This is a genomic window from Bartonella sp. MU37NMGALS, from assembly GCF_042194015.1.
Lineage (GTDB): Bacteria > Pseudomonadota > Alphaproteobacteria > Rhizobiales > Rhizobiaceae > Bartonella > Bartonella grahamii.
Map to the genome: position 1 here is coordinate 1 of NZ_JBHIML010000173.1, position 522 is coordinate 522.

Below are 522 nucleotides of genomic sequence, written 5' to 3' on the forward strand. Positions count from 1 at the left end.
AGAAAAGGTGCTGCCTTCAACGAAAATCACCTCCAGAGGATTGGCATGTTTAAGAGAGCAAATCCATGGAGGTGTACAATGAATACCAGTATCGACTTTTTATGTGATTTATGGATGGCTTTGTTTCAATTTTCTGATCGTGATGATGTCGAAGATAAGGCTTTTAATGCTCTCATTGAGACCATGGATGCAATAGAAAACGCTTTAATTTTAAAGCTTCAAGGTGAAAGCCCAAATGCACTCAAAATTTTGGCAATGATTACAAATTGTGGGACCTTAAGCCCGCCACCAATTATGAAGCCTTTGTTGAAAGCTTATGAACCAAGTTTAGATAACCCCATTAAAAAGGTTGCTTAAGTAAATATATACTCCCTCCTCGTTCTCAAAAATGGGGAGGGGATTAAGAGGCTTCTTCTAAAGCTGTTTGCTCTTTACTATTCTTTTGAATAGGCGTTAAACTCATTTGTAAATCTAATGCACTTAACACACTAAGAAAAGTAGAAAGTCGTGGATCACCTTTAT

The 522-nt window shown here is 37.2% G+C and carries 1 protein-coding gene and 1 pseudogene; one reads left to right on the top strand and one right to left on the bottom strand.

Annotated elements, in window-relative coordinates; genetic code table 11:
- Positions 1 to 78: 78 nt before the first annotated feature.
- Positions 79 to 357 (top strand): hypothetical protein, encoded by a 279-nt coding sequence (locus ACFIJP_RS09770; RefSeq protein WP_375627236.1) that lies wholly within the window; start codon positions 79 to 81, stop codon positions 355 to 357.
- A 43-nt stretch (positions 358 to 400) separates the two neighbouring features.
- Here the strand turns inward: ACFIJP_RS09770 and ACFIJP_RS09775 are convergent.
- Positions 401 to 522, bottom strand: a pseudogene (locus ACFIJP_RS09775) (putative addiction module antidote protein); the annotation flags it as partial.

Excerpts from the sequence above, each read along its gene's own strand:
- ACFIJP_RS09770 (WP_375627236.1), top strand. The coding sequence starts at position 79 with ATGAATACCAGTATCGACTTTTTATGTGATTTATGGATGGCTTTGTTT.